The 16,607-nt window shown below is 70.8% G+C and carries 16 protein-coding genes; 10 read left to right on the forward strand and 6 right to left on the reverse strand.

What is annotated here, in order from left to right:
* Positions 1–13: 13 nt before the first annotated feature.
* Positions 14–1,357 (reverse strand): FtsX-like permease family protein, encoded by a 1,344-nt coding sequence (locus tag JOM49_RS18315; RefSeq protein WP_308158779.1) that lies wholly within the window; start codon positions 1,355–1,357, stop codon positions 14–16.
* Between the two features lie 3 nt (positions 1,358–1,360).
* Positions 1,361–2,131: an ABC transporter ATP-binding protein gene (locus JOM49_RS18320; protein ID WP_209665490.1), complete on the reverse strand. Its 771-nt coding sequence runs from the start codon at positions 2,129–2,131 to the stop codon at positions 1,361–1,363.
* Between the two features lie 178 nt (positions 2,132–2,309).
* On the opposite strand from JOM49_RS18320, the gene JOM49_RS18325 reads away from it, so the two are divergent.
* The 3 genes from JOM49_RS18325 to JOM49_RS44340 are packed head-to-tail and all read left to right on the forward strand — an operon-like array spanning position 2,310 to position 3,422.
* Complete coding sequence (locus JOM49_RS18325; protein WP_209665491.1) at positions 2,310–2,726, forward strand: hypothetical protein; 417 nt, start codon at positions 2,310–2,312, stop codon at positions 2,724–2,726.
* A gap of 25 nt (positions 2,727–2,751) precedes the next feature.
* Positions 2,752–3,174, forward strand: a complete 423-nt coding sequence (locus JOM49_RS18330) for a hypothetical protein (RefSeq protein WP_209665492.1) — start codon at positions 2,752–2,754, stop codon at positions 3,172–3,174.
* A complete protein-coding gene (locus tag JOM49_RS44340) occupies positions 3,120–3,422 on the forward strand; it encodes a GNAT family N-acetyltransferase (RefSeq protein WP_209665493.1) in 303 nt (100 codons plus the stop codon). The genes JOM49_RS18330 and JOM49_RS44340 overlap by 55 nt, the downstream gene beginning before the upstream one ends.
* On the opposite strand, the gene JOM49_RS18340 is transcribed toward JOM49_RS44340, so the two are convergent.
* Complete coding sequence (locus JOM49_RS18340) at positions 3,407–4,342, reverse strand: nuclear transport factor 2 family protein (protein WP_209665494.1); 936 nt, start codon at positions 4,340–4,342, stop codon at positions 3,407–3,409. The two genes, JOM49_RS44340 and JOM49_RS18340, sit on opposite strands and share 16 nt — an antisense overlap.
* A gap of 186 nt (positions 4,343–4,528) precedes the next feature.
* Here JOM49_RS18340 and JOM49_RS18345 point away from each other — a divergent pair, with 186 nt between their 5' ends.
* The 3 genes from JOM49_RS18345 to JOM49_RS18355 all read left to right on the forward strand — a co-directional run bounded on the left by JOM49_RS18345 (position 4,529) and on the right by JOM49_RS18355 (position 9,220).
* On the forward strand, positions 4,529–5,212 hold the full coding sequence (locus JOM49_RS18345; protein ID WP_209665495.1) for a TetR/AcrR family transcriptional regulator: 684 nt from the start codon (positions 4,529–4,531) through the stop codon (positions 5,210–5,212).
* 79 nt (positions 5,213–5,291) lie between these two features.
* Positions 5,292–5,897, forward strand: a complete 606-nt coding sequence (locus JOM49_RS18350) for a hypothetical protein (RefSeq protein WP_209665496.1) — start codon at positions 5,292–5,294, stop codon at positions 5,895–5,897.
* Positions 5,898–5,902: 5 nt separating this feature from the next.
* Positions 5,903–9,220 (forward strand): WD40 repeat domain-containing serine/threonine protein kinase, encoded by a 3,318-nt coding sequence (locus JOM49_RS18355; RefSeq protein ID WP_209665497.1) that lies wholly within the window; start codon positions 5,903–5,905, stop codon positions 9,218–9,220.
* A 1-nt stretch (position 9,221) separates the two neighbouring features.
* On the opposite strand, the gene JOM49_RS43030 is transcribed toward JOM49_RS18355, so the two are convergent.
* Both JOM49_RS43030 and JOM49_RS18365 read right to left on the reverse strand, forming a co-directional pair.
* Positions 9,222–9,416 carry a DUF3072 domain-containing protein gene (locus JOM49_RS43030; protein ID WP_282767717.1) on the reverse strand — a complete coding sequence of 65 codons (195 nt, stop codon included), beginning with the start codon at positions 9,414–9,416 and terminating at the stop codon, positions 9,222–9,224.
* A 70-nt stretch (positions 9,417–9,486) separates the two neighbouring features.
* Positions 9,487–11,493, reverse strand: coding sequence for an NPCBM/NEW2 domain-containing protein (locus JOM49_RS18365; protein WP_209665499.1), 2,007 nt, complete (start codon positions 11,491–11,493; stop codon positions 9,487–9,489).
* Between the two features lie 149 nt (positions 11,494–11,642).
* On the opposite strand from JOM49_RS18365, the gene JOM49_RS18370 reads away from it, so the two are divergent.
* Positions 11,643–12,950, forward strand: coding sequence for a choice-of-anchor A family protein (locus JOM49_RS18370; protein ID WP_209665500.1), 1,308 nt, complete (start codon positions 11,643–11,645; stop codon positions 12,948–12,950).
* Positions 12,951–13,026: 76 nt separating this feature from the next.
* Positions 13,027–13,710, forward strand: coding sequence for a DsbA family oxidoreductase (locus JOM49_RS18375; RefSeq protein ID WP_209665501.1), 684 nt, complete (start codon positions 13,027–13,029; stop codon positions 13,708–13,710).
* Positions 13,711–14,045: 335 nt separating this feature from the next.
* Here JOM49_RS18375 and JOM49_RS18380 read toward each other — a convergent pair whose 3' ends face one another.
* The gene (locus JOM49_RS18380; RefSeq protein ID WP_209665502.1) at positions 14,046–14,531 is read right to left on the reverse strand and encodes a bifunctional nuclease family protein; all 486 of its coding nucleotides are present in this window, start codon (positions 14,529–14,531) and stop codon (positions 14,046–14,048) included.
* A gap of 214 nt (positions 14,532–14,745) precedes the next feature.
* Between JOM49_RS18380 and JOM49_RS18385 the strand changes: the two genes are divergently transcribed.
* On the forward strand, positions 14,746–15,846 hold the full coding sequence (locus tag JOM49_RS18385; RefSeq protein WP_209665503.1) for an SGNH/GDSL hydrolase family protein: 1,101 nt from the start codon (positions 14,746–14,748) through the stop codon (positions 15,844–15,846).
* Between the two features lie 200 nt (positions 15,847–16,046).
* Positions 16,047–16,598, forward strand: a complete 552-nt coding sequence (gene ybiA, locus JOM49_RS18390) for a riboflavin biosynthesis intermediates N-glycosidase (protein WP_209665504.1) — start codon at positions 16,047–16,049, stop codon at positions 16,596–16,598.
* Positions 16,599–16,607 lie beyond the last annotated feature (9 nt).

Below are 16,607 nucleotides of genomic sequence, written 5' to 3' on the forward strand. Positions count from 1 at the left end.
CGAACCACGGGCGTCAGGCGCCGATCGCCCGGATCGCCGGTCCCCGGATCGCCCGCCGGGTCGCGGCCACACAGGTTCCCAGCGTCAGGAGTGCCGCGATCACCACGATCACCCCGTAGAGCAGCGGGCTCTCACCCGGCACGATCGAGCCGGTCCGCACGAAGCTGTACGGCGCGATCGCCGCGACGGCCGCCAGCGACCCGAACACGATGCCGGTCACCGCCAGCAGCACGCCCTCCACGCTCACCATGCCCAGCACCTGCGGCGGCGTCGAACCGGCCAGCCGCTGCCTGCCGAACTCCCCGCGGCGGTGGATGATCGCCGCCGCCAGTGTGTTGATCAGCATCACCGCGGCGAACACCGCGATCATGCCGATCACCACGTAGTTCAGCGTCTCGAGGTTCTGGTGCTCCGGCGCTTTGACCGTCACCGAGGAGTTCTCGATCGCCTGCAGGTACAGGGTGCCGGTCGCGATGCCGGTGAACAGGATGACCGCGATGAGGCCATCGGCGAACTGGCGGGTGCGACGGCGGATGGTCAGCACGGTCAGGTAACCGCCGACGCCGGTCACCGCGCGCACCGGGTTGCCGAGAACCGCCACCACCACGCGGGCCAGCGCGGGGGAGAGCACGGCCAGCCCGATCGAGGACAGGATTCCGGCCTGGCCCGCGACCGCCATCAACTCCAGCCCGTTGTCCTTGAACACGGTCACGGTGAGTACCCCGCAGGTGAGCCCGGAAGCGAGCAGCAGGAGACCGATGACGAGGCGCTTGCGGCTCATCCGCGGGTTCTCGGTCACCGCCAGCATCGCCTGGCGGGCGCTCACCCCGGCCGTGCGGCGCGTGGCCACGACCGCCGCGAGCACCGCCGCGCCGAACGTGATGCCCAGGCCGATGCCCAGCCCCAGCGCGCCGAACCGGTGCTCGATGCCCGGGGCGACCTGACCGGTGTCGGCGAGCAGGCGCAGCAGCAACTCACCGCCGAACATCGAGGGCACGATCGCCAGCGCGCCCGCCGCGACCGCGACCACCGCCGCTTCCCCGACGACCAGCCGGACCGTCTGCGCGGGTGTCGCGCCGATGCTGCGCAGCAGCGCCATCTCCTGGTGGCGCTGGCGCACCAGCAGGGTCAGCGTGGAGCCGACGGCGAAGGCCACGATGATCAGCCCCCAGCTACCGACCACGGCGGCGACCAAGGTCAGCGTGAAGGCGGAGTTCTCGTCGATGCCGGGCGTGAGCCTGGTGTCCACCATGGACGCGAAGGTCATCAGGATGGCCGCGCCGAGGAACAGTGAGAGGAAACTGGCCACGAAGCCGCCGGTGCGGTAGCGCAGTGAGCTCAGGGCGAGTCGGAACACGGCTCACTCACCCACCGCGACGGCCGGGCTCGGCTCACCCAGGTGTGTCAGCCGCTCGGCCACCGTCTTGGCGTCCGGCCGGTCGAGCCGGTCCACGATCTGCCCGTCGGCCAGGAAGACCACCGAATCCGCGAAGGCGGCGGCGACCGGGTCGTGCGTGACCATGACGACGGTCTGGCCGAGGGTGTGCACGGCTTCGGCGAGCATCGCCAGCACCTCGCGGGCGCTGCGTGTGTCCAGCGCACCGGTCGGCTCGTCGGCGAAGATCAGGTTGGGCCGGGTCACCAGCGCCCGCGCGATCGCCACCCGCTGCTGCTGACCACCCGACAGTTCGGCGGGCAGGTGGTCGACGCGATCCCCGAGCCAGGTGCGGTCGAGCACGTCGCGCACGAAACCGGTGTCGATCTTCTGCCCGGCGAGCCGCAGGGGGAGCGTGGTGTTCTGCCACACCGTCAGCGTGGGCAGGAGATTGAACTGCTGGAACACGAAGCCGATCCGGGACCGGCGGAACTTGGTCATCGCGGTCTCGCTGCCGTGGACCAGCTCGGTCCCGTCGACGAGCACCCGGCCGCTGGTCGGCTCGTCGAGCCCGGCGGCGCAGTGGAGCAGCGTGCTCTTGCCGGAGCCGGAGGGCCCCATCACCGCGGTGAACGTCCCCGCCGGCAGGGCGAGGGAGGCTCTTCGCAGGGCGTGTACCGGGTTCGCTTGTGTACCATAAGTTTTGCTTACTTCGACCAGGCGCAGTGCCTCGCCCGTCGCGTGCCGATCAGCCATCGCTCATCCCTCACTCGTGCGCCTACCCGAACGGACGACGCTACGAACCCCGAGGGGTGGCGGCCATGGTGCGTTCCCCCGAGGTCGAGGTGAGGCCAGCCCTACCGGCGGGGTGTAGCGCCGGGCGGACGGCCAGCGACTAGCAGTTTGTGATCGTCGCTGTGAAGGGGGAGTGACCGTGCGGTACGGGCGCGAGGAAGCCGAGTGGGACAGCTTGGTCGAAGCGGGGATCGAGTTCCTCGTCGAGCGGGCCGAGCTGGAGAACACGACCTCCTACACCGAATTCAACAGCGTCGTCTGCCGGAGGGCCGGGGTGCGGCAGTTCGATTTCAGCCTCGACGCCGAACGCGCCGCGATCGGCCGCCTCCTGGAACAGATCTCCGAGGACGCGCGGCAGCGGTGCGGTGGCCTGCTGCTGAGTGCCCTGGTCCAGTACCTCGGCACCAACGATGCCGGTCCGGGTTTCTACGCGCTCGCTAAGCGCAAGGGGTACACCGTGCCGCGAGGTGCCTTGCCCCGTTACGAATTCTGGCTGGGGCAGGTGGCGGAACTGCACGCTCGCCATGCCCGGCCGCGCCGCCGCCCGGCGAGCTGAGCCCCCACCGCGAAGGGCGGTTTCGATGAGTTCGGCGATCGGCCGTGCGGAATGGGCCTTGCACCAGCGGGCCGCGCTGGCCTGTGCGGCTGCCCAAGCGGCGGGAGTGCCGGGGGGATTCGAGGTGTGGGCGGACGGCGGGGCCTTGGGCGTGCGAGCCACGGATCCCGCGCTCAGCTTTCTCTCCATCATCTCCGGTGTGGTGCCGGAGGCCAGCGAACTCGGCCTGGTGCGGGCGCCGGATCGGTTGCTGGCGATCCGGCGCCTCGATGGTCCCTTCCCCGAGACCGCTGACGTGACCCAGGAAGGTGCCTTCCTCGACGTCCTGCTGGCGGGGTACCAAGTGGACGGAGTGGTCGCCCGTTTCATCCGGGCCGAGCACGGGCTCCTTCGATGCACCGGTTCCTCGCTGCGGCGCGAGGGAAGGCGATCGGCGCCGCGGCCATGACCATCCACGAGGAGGTCGCCGTGTTCGGTGGGGCGTCGACCCTTCCCGAGTTCCGGGGGAGGGGCGCGCAAACACGGTTGCTGCGCCACCGCCTCCGGGTCGCCGCGGCGTCCGGGTGCACCTGGGCGGTGGCCACCGCCCGCCCGGATTCGGTGAGTGCGGCGAATCTGGGCCGAGCGGGCTTCGGCCTCCACCGGCGCCCGGTGTGGCGGGCGCCGGGTGCGAGCCACGGTCACAGCAGGGCGTAGAGCTCCTCCACCTTCTGCGGTCCGGCGATCAGGGGCAGCGTGTCGAAGGTCAGCTCCCAGCTCCGCCGCCGGTTGTCGAAGCGTTCGATGATGCCGAACGAGGCCGGCGTCTGGCGTTCCGCGGTGGTCACCGTGCCGTACCACTCCTGGTAGGTGGCTTCCGCGGTGCGCACGGTCTGCCCCGGCCGCACCTGCAGGCTTTCCGCCTTGGCGAAGAACCGCGTCAGGTAGGCGGTTTTCCCGCCCGTGGTGTGCAGTGGACCGGCGCCGGGGCCGGTCAGGGGGCCGGTACCGGCGATCAGCGCGGCGGCATCCCGGTTGTTCCAGGCCGCCGCCCGGTCGGCGGTGCCTCGGACCGGCGCCGAGCCGCCGTCACGCACGCCTTCGAACAGGTTCTCCAGCGTGGGATCGAGGCCGCGGAACCAGGTGAACCGGTCGTAGTAGCGCCGTCCCTGGATCACCTTGCCATCGTCACCCAGCACCACGCGGTAGATCGCCGGGTAGCTGACCGTGGTCCCGTGGATTTCCACCTCGTTGTGTGCGCCGTACAGCACCACGTTCCCGTCCACCGCGACCCGCGTCGGGAACATCCGGAAGGACGGCAGCTTGCCCAACGTGCCCGTGATGGCCGTGCGGATCGCCTCCTTGCCCTTGATCACCGTGCCCGCCGCCTCCCACAGGGTGGCGTGCTCGTCGAAGATCTCGTCCGCGTACAGCGAGATCCGTTCCGGGCTGGTGGGCATGGCACCGAACCGGGTCTGCCGGTCGATGAACGCCTGCGCGTTCGCCGAGACCTCGCCCTCCACCACGGTTTTCGCCATGCCCGCCACGACGGGCTTCGCCGGCACGCTGGCGGCACCCGCGAGCAGCATCGCCACGGTCCCGGCCAGCACACCCAGCGACTTCAGCGTCGTTCTCAAGTTCTTCTCCCTCAACGGCTCCAGTGACAAGATCACTTTCGCCGGGCGGAGGTCGTGCTGTCGATTACCTCCGAGGTCATCTCCGCCGGCGCCACCGACCGGACCGGCTCATGTCCGGTGGTTCCCAGTCAAGAACGGTGTTCTCGCGGAGTACGGGTGTTCTCGAACCTGTGCGACACTGGGGTCATGTCCGCGTCGTCACTGCGTGCCCGCGTCCGCTCGGAGATGAACCACGAGATCAAGGAAGTCGCCCGGCGGCACCTCGCCGCCGAGGGGGCCAACCTGTCCCTGCGCGGCGTGGCCAGAGACATGGGCATCGTGCCTTCGGCGCTCTACCGGTACTTCCCGAGCCGCGACGCCCTGCTCACCGCGTTGATCCTCGACGGGTACGAAGCGCTCGCCCGGGCAGCGACGGAAGCCGAAGCGGGCGTGCCGCGTGAGGACCTGCGCGGTCGCTGGCACGCCGTCTGCTCCGCCGTGCGGAAGTGGGCGCTCGAGCACCCCGCCGAATACGGCCTCCTGTACGGCAATCCGGTCCCCGGTTACGTCGCGCCGCAGGACACCGTGGAACCGGCCACGAAAGTGGTGCTGCTGCTCGTCGGGGTGCTCGCCGACGCCGGGGACAGCCTGGCCCCGCTGCCTTCGCCGGTGCCCGAACCGGTCCGCGCCGACCTGCGCAGACTGCTCGGCGAACGCTCCGGTGCAGCCGCCGAAGAACAGCTCGACCGCGTGTTCGCCGCCTGGACGCAGTTGTTCGGCCTCCTCAGCTTCGAGGTGTTCGGGCGCCTGAACGACCTGATCTCCGCGCGCACCGAGTACTTCGACCACCACGTGGGCCTGATGGCGGACCTGGCAGGCCTGCCGCGCTGAAGATGTTCATGAACCGGGAACCACGCCACCCGGGTGCCGCGTCCCACCGCAGGCGCAATCACCTGGAGGGCTCGTTTTCGTGATCACCCACTTCGACACGACCGGTTTCCGGCTCGTGCAGGACCACACCTGGCAGCACCCGCACACCGGTGACCAGATCACCGTCGAACTCGTCCCCGGACCGCTGAACGAGCCGTACTGGCTCGAGGACCTCGCGGCCATGCGGCGGAAACTGGCCCACAGCTACGGCGAGGCGGGCTGCCTCATCGAGGCGACGCCGGTGGAGATCGACGGCGTGCCCGCGGTGTACCAGCTCAGCAAGTTCCCGCACCCGGCCGCGCCGACCGGGCAGGTGTTCTCGGCGACCCTGTACCTGGCCAAGTCGACCTGCTTCGTGGTGATGACCTACCTGGCCGAGGAGCAGGGGATCACCGGCATGCGCGAGGCACAGCTCAACGTGCAGCTGGGCATGCCGAAGAACTGGGTGCTGCCGCACCCCTACGATCCCGAACTTCGTGGCAGGCTGCCCTTCCACCGCGGTGACGACCCGGCGTGGGACACGCAGTTCCCCGAGCACCCCCTGTCTCGCGTCCGCGCGTGGTTCGGCCGCACGGCCGGCACCATCCAGGTCGACCCGGCCTTCGCCGCGCTGCCGGACTTCGTGCCCTCGCGCGGAAGCGACTGACCCGGATGGGCGCGCGATGGCAGACCGGCGACGTCGTCGACGGCCGTTACCAGGTGGAGCGCGCCTTCGAGAACGGCGGCATGGGCCTGGTGTACCGGGTCCGGCACCTCGCGTGGGGCGTGGACCTGGCGGTCAAGTGCCCCCGGCCGGAACTGTTCCGCGACGAGATCGACCGGCAGCGGTTCGTCGACGAAGCCCAGGTGTGGGTTTCGCTGGGCCTGCACCCGAACGTGTGTGCCTGCCACTACGTCCGGACCTTGGACGGGATCCCGCGGGTGTTCGCCGAATTCGTCCCCGGCGGCAGCCTGACCGACTGGATCCGCGACGGCAGGCTCTACGAAGGCGACCGGATCGCCGTGCTGGCAAGGATCCTGGACTTCGCCATCCAGACCGCCCGGGGACTGGAGCACGCGCACTCGCGCGGGCTGGTGCACCAGGATGTCAAGCCCGCCAACGTGCTGCTCGACGAGGACGGGACGGCCAAGGTCACCGACTTCGGGCTCGCGCGAGCCAGGGCCGTGGCCGCGACACAGCCAGCCGACACTGCTCCCGGTACCAGCATCCTGGTCCCGACCGGCGGGTTGACCAGGGCGTACGCGTCGCCGGAGCAGACGGCCGGGCAACCATTGAGCCGTCGCGCCGACATCTACAGCTTCGCGGTGTCCGTGCTGGAGATGTTCACCGGTGGCGTGATCTGGATGGTCGGGCCGGTCGCCGGGGAGGCGCTGGCCGCCCACCTCGCGGACGGCCCGGAAGCCGGTTTGCCGCGCATGCCCACGGAACTGGCTGAGCTGCTCGCCGATTGCCTGCGTGCCGAATCAGCCGATCGACCGCGCTCCATGGCCGAGGTGGCGGCCGCGCTCGCCGAGGTCTACCGCCAGGTCGTCGGCGTGGCGTATCCGCGGCCGGAGCCGGTGGCGGCCGACCTGCGTGCCGACGAACTCAACAACCGCGCGCTTTCACTGCTCGACCTCGGACAACCGGACGAAGCCGCGGAGGCGTTCACCGCCGCGCGGATCGCCGACCCCCGGCACCTGAAAGCCACCTACAACGCCGGGTTGCTGCGCTGGCGCCGCGGGGAGATCACCGACGAGGATCTGGTGACGGACCTCGAAGCCGTCCGCGCCGACACCGGCGACCCGTGGCTCGCCCGGCACCTGCTCGCCCAGGTCCAGTTGGAACGCGGCGACCTCGATGCCGCCCGCGAATTGCTCGACGGTATCGAACAGGCGGCTCCTGGTGAGCCGGACGTCGAGGCGACGTTGCGCGTCCTCCGATCCGGGCGGGCCGGGCACGCGTTCTGCGCCGAAACCGTGGCCGTGCCGTGGAACCAGCTCAGCTCCGACCCGCTGCCGCCGAAACTCGCGCTCTGCCTGACCCCGGACGGGCGAGTGGCGCTGACCGGGGACGACCGCGGCAGGGTCCGGGTGTGGGACGTCCGAAGTGGACGGTGTGTGTGCACCCTTCGCGGCCACCGCAAGCGGGTCACCTCGGTGGACATCACCGCGGACGGCCGCTTCGGCATCACCTCCGGCGAGGACCTGAGCGTGCGGGTGTGGGATCTGGTCAGGGGCCGCCGCCTGCGCGTCTTCCGCCCGCCCGGACTGGGTGGCTGGAGCTGGATCCGGTCGGTCCACGTGCGCGACGACGGGCGGCTCGCGCTGGCCGCGGCGAACGACGGGCCGGTCTGGGACGTCCACACCGGACAGTCCCGGTTCCACCTGGACAGCCACGTACCGGACGACCAGGCCCGCGGCCTGGCACTGTCCGGCTCGATGCTCGAGGTCAGCGCCGACGGCCGCACGGCCCTTTCGGCCGGGCACCAGGACAGGACGGTGCGCCTGTGGGACCTGGAAACCGGCCGGTACCGGGTGGTGACCACGAACGAGAAGTCGGTCAGCGGGCTGGCCTTCGGCGCGGACGGGCGGACCGCGGTCGTCGGCAGCTACTTCGCCCACCTCGACGTCATCGACCTGGCCGACGGGCGCCGCCTGCACACCGTGGCCGGGCACTACAGCCTGGTGGAACGGCTGGCGTTGAGCGCAGACGGCCGGTTCCTGCTCTCCGGTGGCGCCGATGACGGGGTGCGGTTGTGGGAACTCGGCCGGGACCGGTGCCTGCGGACCTTCCGCGGTCACCTGGGCCGGGTGAGCGAAGTACGGTTCGCGCCCTGGGGTGCGCTGAGCGCCGGTGAGGACAACACGGCCCGGCGGTGGACGCTGCCGGGCGGGTTCGAGGCCGCGCCCGCGTTGAGCAAACCGAGGCAGCATCCCGAAATGGTCCGGCTCGACGCCGAGGTACGGGCCATCGTCGGCGAGGCGGAGCAGGAGATCGCCGAGGGGCGCTTGCCTCGTGCCCTCGAACTGCTCAACCAGGCACGCACGATCGAGGGCTACGAACGGGATCCGCGCGTCATGGCGGCTTGGCGCACGCTCGGCGGCCACTGCGCCCGCGTCGGCCTGCGGGCGAGTTGGCCGCTCCAGCGGCTCACCGGACACACCAAGCTGGTGTTCTCCGCGGGCCTGTCCGAAGATGGGCTGATCGCGGTCACCGGGAGCCAGGACCTGTCGGTCCGGATCTGGGACGCCCGGAGCGGGAGCTGCCTGCACAGCATCGAAGACCGTCCGTCCCCAGTGGACTCCGTGGACGTGGGCGCGGACGGTCGGCTGGTGCTGTCCGCCTGCCGCGACGGCGAGGTCGGGGTGTGGTCGGCGGAGACCGGCGGCAACCTGGTCCTGCTGCGGGGCGAGCAAACCCTGGGCGCCCGCGTCGCCCGGTTGAGCGCGGACGGCACGACGGTGGTCACCGCCGGAATGGACCACGCCGTACGGGTTTGGGACGTCGAAAGCGGTCAGTGCGTGCGGACGATGACCGGGCACCGGGGGAAGGTCGGCGACCTGGCTTTCGGCGCGGACGGCAGGCTGGTCGCTTCCGGTGGTGATTCTGTGCGGTTGTGGGATCTCGGCTCCGGGCAATGCGTGCAGTCGCTGCCCGCCGTCGCTCGGACGGTCTGCCTGAGCCACGACGGGCGGTTCGCGGTCTCCGCGGACGACTCCGCCCAGCTGTGGGATATCGCAACCGGCCAGTGCGTGCGGACCTTCGAGACGGGACCCGTCCGCACCGCGCGGTTCACCGGCGGCGGCCGCTTCCTGGCCTGCGGCGGGTCAGGTGGCATCAGCGTTTGGGACGTCCACAGTGGACAAGTGGTGCGCGCGCCCGCCGAACCGTCCGTGAGCGGCCTGGCCGCGACACCGGACCATCTGCTGGCCGCGATCGGCGACACCGCGCGGCTCATCGCGCTCGATTGGGAGCTGGAAAGCTGAGCTAGTCGCTGGTACCCCGCCCGGTCTGCTGCTGAAGCTCGTCGATGCGTTTCGAAGCCTCCACCTTGGTCAGGTCGTCCGGGACCTCCACCCCGGCTTCCTGGGCGAGCGTGCTCAGGTACGAAGCCTGCGGGCCGGTCATCGGCTCGTCGCCGGTGGTCCAGTCGTCGGGGTCCTTCTCCGGTGTCTGGGACACTGGGTACTCCTCTCGGTCGAACGTAGGTTCGACATACCCCGCGATTCCCGGTCTCACACCTGCCGTGTGGTCAGCCGCACTGGATCGTGGGCGCGGCCCAGTCGGCGTGGTCCTCGGTGGTGCCGTCACCACCATCGGTGACCACCAGGCGGACGAAGGCGGCCCCGGTCACGTCCGTGCTGATCGGCAGGGGTGGCTCGGCCGCGGTCCGCACGCCGCTGTCGTAGGCGAGGGCGCCGTCGGCCCACACCTGGAAGGCCACCGTGCCCGCCTTGCCGTCGTGCACGCCGACCAGGGCATCCAGCGAGGTGCAGGCGCCTCCGGTGAAGAACTCGACCGAGGCGGGCGCGTGCGTGCCGAGACCCTTGGCGTGGGTGGTGCCGCCGAGCGTGATCGGCTGACCGTCCGCGGCGAACTGCTCGCCGTTGGAGAGGTCCTTCTCCACCGGGCCCCAGCCGTTGGTCGCGCGTATCCAGTTCGTGTCACTGAGGATGCTCGAGCCGGAGGCCGGAGTCGCCGCGACCGAGAGGTCGACGGTGTACGAGGTGGTGACGGGCGTGGGCTGGTGGGGAACGGAATACGAGTAGTTCGCGGTGAGCGCGTACTTGCCCGGGCTCGTGCCGGGCGGCACCGAGATCGCCCACTGCGTGCCGAACTGCTTCCCGCCGGGGAGCACCGGCCGGGTGGTGGGGGAGCCCGCCTGGACCGACCAGCCCGCCGGTGCGCTCAGGCTCGCCTGCACGGAACTGGCCGGCAGGTTCCCCGAGTTGGTCAGGGTCGAGGTGACCGCGGCCGTGCCGCCGGGCGCCACCACGGTCAGGGCGCCGGGGTAGGCGAGTTCCGGTTCGGCGGCGGCATCGGTCAGCGGCGGGTACTTGTACCAGTGCCGGTCGGTCCCGATCCGGTACACCGCGGTCGCGTGGGGCGGGACGGTCGCGTTGACCGGGCCCGCGGTGTGCGCGTCCTGGTGGGTCCACGCGTCCCGCACGCGGTAACCGGCGGCCTGAGGCAGCCCGAGTTCGGTGGCCGACGTGCCGATCCGGCGGGCGGTGTCGGTTTCGTTGAACAGCACCACCGCCCGGTCGCCGTTCGCGAGCGGTTTGACGAACACGTGGGTGCCGTCCTGCGACCGGATCGGCGCGCCCTGGGCGCCGAGCGGATCCTGGTTCACCCCGACGAGGTCCGGGTTGCGCAGCAGGTCGAGGGTCTCCGAGGTGGCCTGGCGCAGGTCGGCGCTGACCAGCAGCGGCGCGGCCATCACCGCCCACAGGGCGAACTGGGTGCGGTACTCGGTCGCGGACATGCCGCCGTTGCCCGTCATCAGCAGGTCGGGGTCGTTCCAGCCGCCCGGCCCGGCGTACCCGGCCAGGTTCATGTTCTGCTTGATCACCGTCAGCAGCCGGGCCCAGGTGTCGTTGATGTCGATCATCGTGCGCCAGGAGTGGCCGATGCCCTGCGCCCAGCCCCACGGCTTGTTGATGCCCCAGTCGCAGATCGCGAAGACGATGGGGCGCCCGGTGTCGCGCAGGGCGTCGGCCATCGCGGAGTACCGCTGCTTCGCGTCGACGCCCTGGTTGTTGCAGTTGTCGTACTTGAGGTGGTCCACGCCCCAGGCGGCGAACGTCGCGGCGTCCTGTTCCTCGTGCCCGAAGCTGCCCGGGATGCCCGGGGTGGCGCAGGTCTTGGTGCCCGCACCGCCGTAGAGGCCGAGTTTCAGGCCGCGAGCGTGCAGGTCGTCGGCGATCGCCTCGACCCCGCGGGGAAAGCGCACCGGATCGGGGACCAGTTCACCGCTCGCGCCGCGCTCCGGCAGGGCCCAGCAGTCGTCGATGTTGACGAACTCGTACCCGGCGTCCCGCAACCCGGTGGCCACCATCGTGTCGGCGATACCGAGGATCGTCTGCTCGTTCAGCCCGGAACCGCAGCCGGTGACGAACTTGTTGTTGAACCCCATCGGCGGCGTCGTGGCCACGCCGGTGGCCGCCGACGCGGGCGGGGAGGCGAGCACCGGCACGCAGCCGAGCAGGCACACCGCGGCGAGCAACGCACCGATCCGGGGAGGGGACAGAGCAGGCATGGGGTACTCCAGTGCGGGGACGAGGGGCGCACAGCACAGCACCGGCCCCTAAAGCCGCCCTTCAGCGACCCCTTCGGCGCCCACCCGGACGGGCGGACTTTCCTTCTCCGGTTGCGTGTTCCGGTTCCGGGGGCACAAGAATCGGTCGTATGCGCACCCGGCGGCTCGCCCTCACCACTGCCGGCGCTGCCGCCGCTTCGTGCCTGGCGGTGGCCATTGTGGTCACTCCCGGTGCGGCCGCCGCCACCCTGCCGGGTGGGCTGGGGCCGTGCGCCGGCGACGCCTGCCCCGGCCAGCACCCACCGGTGAACAACGGGTCGTTCGCCGGTCGTGACGAGGGCATCAACGTCTACGTCGGCGGCGATTTCCGGGTGCGGGGCGCCGCGGCGGAAGCCGAGGGGAAAGTGGTCGTCCTCGGTGCCTTCGACCTGGCGAAGCGCGCCGGTGGCTCCGCGGTGTACAACGTCGGCATCGCCGGAGTCGGCTCCCGTGTGCCACCACCGGACGGCGCGGACTTCCTCACCACCGGCGGGGACCTGACCGTCGCAGGTGGACAGCGGCTGCTCGCCGACGGCGGAGTCGTCCGCCACGCGGGCAACCGCAGCGGAACGGTCACCGGCACCGTGAAGCCCGATCCGGACGCGGCCGAGCCGTACGCCGGTCTGCGCGCGGAACTGCGACTGGCCAGCCAGTGCTACGCCCGCCAGGACGACGAGCCACGGCCCGCCACGGGCACGGCACGCAACGAGGGCCACCGGACGTTGTTCACCGGCGACGGGAAGTCTGCGCTTCAAGTGTTCACTGTGGACTTCGACCTCACCGGGCGTGGCGGGGGCATGCAGGGCATCGAGTTCCAGGGTGTCCCGGCCGGGGCGACCGTGCTGGTCAACCTGGTCGGCGCGGCCAGGACCATCAACACCTACACCGGTGACCTCGCCGATCAGGAGCCGCTGAACCAGTTGCGCCCGCGGCTGCTGTGGAACTTCCCGGACGCCACCAGCGTGCGGATCGCCGGGGGCGCGCAGTTCCAGGGCAGTGTGCTGATCGGCAACCCGGGCAGCCTCACCACGGTCACCGCGTCCGGGGTGAACGGCCGGTTCTTCACCACCGGCGGGCTGCTGCACACCTCGGAGGACAGCGGCGGCGGTGGCCAGGAGATCCACGCCTACCCCTTCGACGGGGACCTGCCCGACTGCCTCACCCAGCCCACCACGACCACGACCGCTCCGACCACGACCACGGCCACCACGTCGAGCACCTCGCAGACTTCCGGTGGTTTCGTGCCTGAACCGACCACGACTAGTACCCACGAGCAGCCCGTGGCCACCCGCCCGTCCGGCGGTCGTCCACTGGCCGCGACCGGCGCCGACGTCGGCGGCCTCCTGACGGCTGGCGTGTTCCTGCTCGTCCTCGGCACCGCGCTCGTGGCCGTGACGATCCGCCGGAAGCGGAGCTGAGCAGCGCCTCGTTTGACCACGCCCGCTTCGGGAAACGCCTGGAGGGACCCCGTCAGCCGACCGTAGGGAGCGCGTGATGCCACGACCGCAGGTGGACCCGGGCCGGATCGTCGTCTACACCGACATCGCCTGCGCCTGGTCGACCGTGACCATCGTGCGGCTCCTGCGAGCCAGGGACGAGGCCGGGCTCGCTGACCGCGTCCGGCTCGACCACCGGGTGTTCCTGCTGGAGGACGTCAACGAGTTCCCGATCCCCAAGGGGTTCCTCGACTCCGAGATCCCCGTGGTCGGCGCGCTGGAACCCGGATTCGGCTGGAAGACCTGGCAGGGTGATCCGGCGGACTGGCCGGTGACCACCGCGCCGGCGAACGAAGCCGTGCACGCGGCCAAGACGCAGTCACCGCTGGCGGCCGAGCAGCTGGACCTGGCGCTGCGGCAGGCGTTGTTCCGGGACAGTCGCTGCATTTCGCTGCGGCACGAGATACTCGCCGTCGCCAAGGAGTGCCCGGCGGTCGACGCCGGTGAACTCGCGCGCGCCCTCGACGACGGGCGGGCCCGGGGGCACATGATGGCCGACTACCACGCCAATCGGGAGCTGGTGCAGGGCAGCCCGCACCTGTTCTTCGCCGACGGGTACGACGTGCACAACCCGGGCATCGAGTTCCACTGGGAAGGCGAACCGGGGTCCGGCTTCCCCGTGGTGGACAAGGACGATCCCGCCGTGTTCGACGAACTCGTCCAGCGCGCCGCGCGCCTCTGAACTCACCCGGTCGATGGGTTCCGCCCGCCCGCCAACGTGGGCTTCGGCTACCCGAACGTGGAACTCGGTCGCCTGAACGTAGAACTCGGCTGCGCGAACGTGTGTTTCGGCTACCTGAGTGTGGAACTCGCCCTCCCGCGAACCCCACGTTCAAACACCCGAACCCCACACTCAGGCACCCGAACCCCACACTCAGGCAGCCGAACCTCACGCTCGGGCACGCGAACCCCACACTTGGGTAGCCGAGCCTCACGCTCGCGTAGGCGAAGCTCGCGCTTGCGTAGTCGGATTTTGCGCTCGGGTGGGCGAATTCGGCGCGCCGCGTGGCTCCGGAATCACCCGGTCGGTGGGTCGCCGAAGTCCTCGGGGCTGACGTAGTCGAGTTCCACGCGGAAGTCGGCGATCTGCTGCTCCACGTCGTCGTCGGCCAGTTCGAAGGTGGTCGAGGCCACCGCGAGCACGGCTTCGTCCACCTCGAGCGGCACCCCGGCCCGGACCCCGATCGCCACGGCGTCACTCGGCCGCGCGGAGACGCGCACCCCGTCGCCGAGCACCAGGTCGGAGAAGAACACGCCGGAGTCCAGCGCCGTCACCTCGACCCGCTCGACGTGGCCGAAGACCTCGATCACCTGCCCGATCAGCTCGATCGTGTCCGGCCGGGAGTGCACCACCTGCTGGCAGGCCGCGACCAGCGCGGTCGCCTCCGGCGCCCCGATCGCGATGGGCAGCCAGCGCCGCTCCCCGGTGATCTCGCGCAGCAGCATCACCGGTGTCTCGTCGGGTGGCAGCAGAGCCACCCCGTGCACGCGCACTGGAACCACCGCACTCACCCCGTCATCTCGTCTTCGCCCGGCCGGCACCGGCTACCCCATGCGGATCGGCGTAACCACCGGACTGCTCAGCGTACGCAGCGCGCCCGGGGCCGCCATCCGGGTGCTTCCCGTCCCGATCCATTGACGAAGGCGGCGCCGGGGACGCACGGTGCCCGAAGACTGTGAGCGCTCCCAAACGGCGCTCCCCGCTCGTGGAGGCTCGATGAAGCGCCCGCTCGTCCTTTCCGCCGTCGCGGTGGCGGTGCTCGGTTCCGTCGCGATCCCGGCGCGACCGGCGGCGGCTGGTTGCCGGGTCATCGCTTGTGTCGCCGAGGATGTGCACACCCCGGGGCGGGTGAAGGTCGCCGGGAATTCGCTGAACTTCAGCTGGCCCGGTGTCTACTTCGAAGGCCGGTTCCGTGGCACCGGCGTCGGGATAGCGCTACAGGATCCCGCGGCCGACTACGAGGTCCAGGTCGACGGCGTCACCGCCGCCACCCTGGTGACCCCGGCGGCCGGAACGCACTGGGTCCACGGGCTCGGCGACGCCGAGCACACCGTCCGCCTGGTCAAGCGCAGCGAAAGTCCCTGGGCCACCAGCACCCTGGACGGGCTCGTCGCCGCGCCCGGGGGTGAGATCCTCGCCGAGCCCGCCGCCCGGAGCAGGCAGGTCGAGTTCATCGGCGACTCCTACACCGCCGGTTACGGCAACCTCTCCGGCAGCCGCGACTGCACCGGCGACCAGGTCAACCGCACCACCCACGCCGACCGGGCGTTCGGGCCGCTGACCGCGCGCGGCCTCGGCGCCGACTACCAGGTCAACGCCTTCTCCGGCCGCGGCATGGTGCGCAACTACAACGGCGGCGAGCCAGGCACGGACTACCGCACCTACTACGACCGGGCGCTGCTCGCGGTCGACGGTGACGTGTGGCGGAAACCGGCGGACTGGCGGCCGCAACTGGTGGTGGTCGGCCTCGGCATCAACGACTTCTCCACCGCCCTCAACCCCGGCGAGCCGTGGACCCCGGAAAGCCTCGTCGCGGCGTACAAAGCCGCGTACCACGGGTTCCTCGACAAGCTCCGCGCCCGCTACGGCCCTTCGACGACCCTCGTGGTCAGCGCCACCCACATGAGCAACGGCACGGTGTTCGCCGAGATCACGCAGCAGATCGTCGGTGAACGCGCCGACCGCGTGCGCCACTGGTACTACCCCGAAACGGGCCTGGACTACCTCGGCTGCCACTGGCACCCGTCGGCCCGTGACCACGAGGTCATCGCCCAGCGGCTCGGCGAGTTCGTCGCCACGCTGAACCTGAACTGGTAGCCGGATCCTGTCGGTGGCTGCGGGTAGGCGCTGTCCGGTAAGTCAAGGTCGCGCTCTCCGCGCCCAGGCGGTCCCTGGCGGCACGGGCGAGTTCGGCCGAGTACGGCCAGTACGAGGCCGAATCGCCCGCACCGCCAGGAACCACCTGGATCACGAAGCCCATCGACCAGACTCACCGGACAGCGCCTAGAGTGCCGCCCGTGACTGTTTTGTCGAGGGAAGCGCTGGTGGCCGCCGTCGAAGCGGGGGAGCGGTTCGAGTACTTCTGCTTCTGGGGGCACACACCCGGCTCGGGGGAGGTGGGGAAGTGGTGCCTGAGCCAGTGGTGGCCGGTGCTGTTCACGGTCGACGGGGTGGAGTACCGCTCGGCGGAGCAGTTCATGATGGCGGAGAAGGCGCGCTTGTTCGGTGACGCCGAGGCGGAGCAGCGGATCCTCGCGAGCGAAACGCCGGCGGAGGCGAAGGAACTGGGGCGTGCGGTCCGCGACTTCGACCAGGACACCTGGGTGGCGCGGCGGTTCGACATCGTGGTCCGGGGGAACGAGGCCAAGTTCGGCCAGCACGCGCCGCTGCGGGAGTTCCTGGTGGCGACCGGTGCCCAGGTTTTGGTGGAAGCGGCGCCGAGGGACGTGATCTGGGGCATCGGCCTGGGCGCGTCGAACCCGCGCGCACTGGACCCGGCGCAATGGCGGGGTCAGAACCTGCTCGGCTTCGCCCTGATGGCGGTCCGGGACCGGCTGCGTGCCGCCTGAGTGTCCTCA

Source organism: Amycolatopsis magusensis, assembly GCF_017875555.1.
In the GTDB taxonomy this organism is placed as follows: Bacteria; Actinomycetota; Actinomycetes; order Mycobacteriales; family Pseudonocardiaceae; genus Amycolatopsis; species Amycolatopsis magusensis.

Bases quoted from the DNA above. Each gene is read 5' to 3' on its own strand.
- JOM49_RS18320 (WP_209665490.1), bottom strand. From the start codon at position 2,131: ATGGCTGATCGGCACGCGACGGGCGAGGCACTGCGCCTGGTCGAAGTA.
- JOM49_RS18330 (WP_209665492.1), top strand. From the start codon at position 2,752: ATGAGTTCGGCGATCGGCCGTGCGGAATGGGCCTTGCACCAGCGGGCC.
- JOM49_RS44340 (WP_209665493.1), top strand. From the start codon at position 3,120: ATGCACCGGTTCCTCGCTGCGGCGCGAGGGAAGGCGATCGGCGCCGCG.
- JOM49_RS18345 (WP_209665495.1), top strand. From the start codon at position 4,529: ATGTCCGCGTCGTCACTGCGTGCCCGCGTCCGCTCGGAGATGAACCAC.
- JOM49_RS18355 (WP_209665497.1), top strand. From the start codon at position 5,903: ATGGGCGCGCGATGGCAGACCGGCGACGTCGTCGACGGCCGTTACCAG.
- JOM49_RS18365 (WP_209665499.1), bottom strand. From the start codon at position 11,493: ATGCCTGCTCTGTCCCCTCCCCGGATCGGTGCGTTGCTCGCCGCGGTG.
- JOM49_RS18370 (WP_209665500.1), top strand. From the start codon at position 11,643: ATGCGCACCCGGCGGCTCGCCCTCACCACTGCCGGCGCTGCCGCCGCT.
- JOM49_RS18375 (WP_209665501.1), top strand. From the start codon at position 13,027: ATGCCACGACCGCAGGTGGACCCGGGCCGGATCGTCGTCTACACCGAC.
- JOM49_RS18385 (WP_209665503.1), top strand. From the start codon at position 14,746: ATGAAGCGCCCGCTCGTCCTTTCCGCCGTCGCGGTGGCGGTGCTCGGT.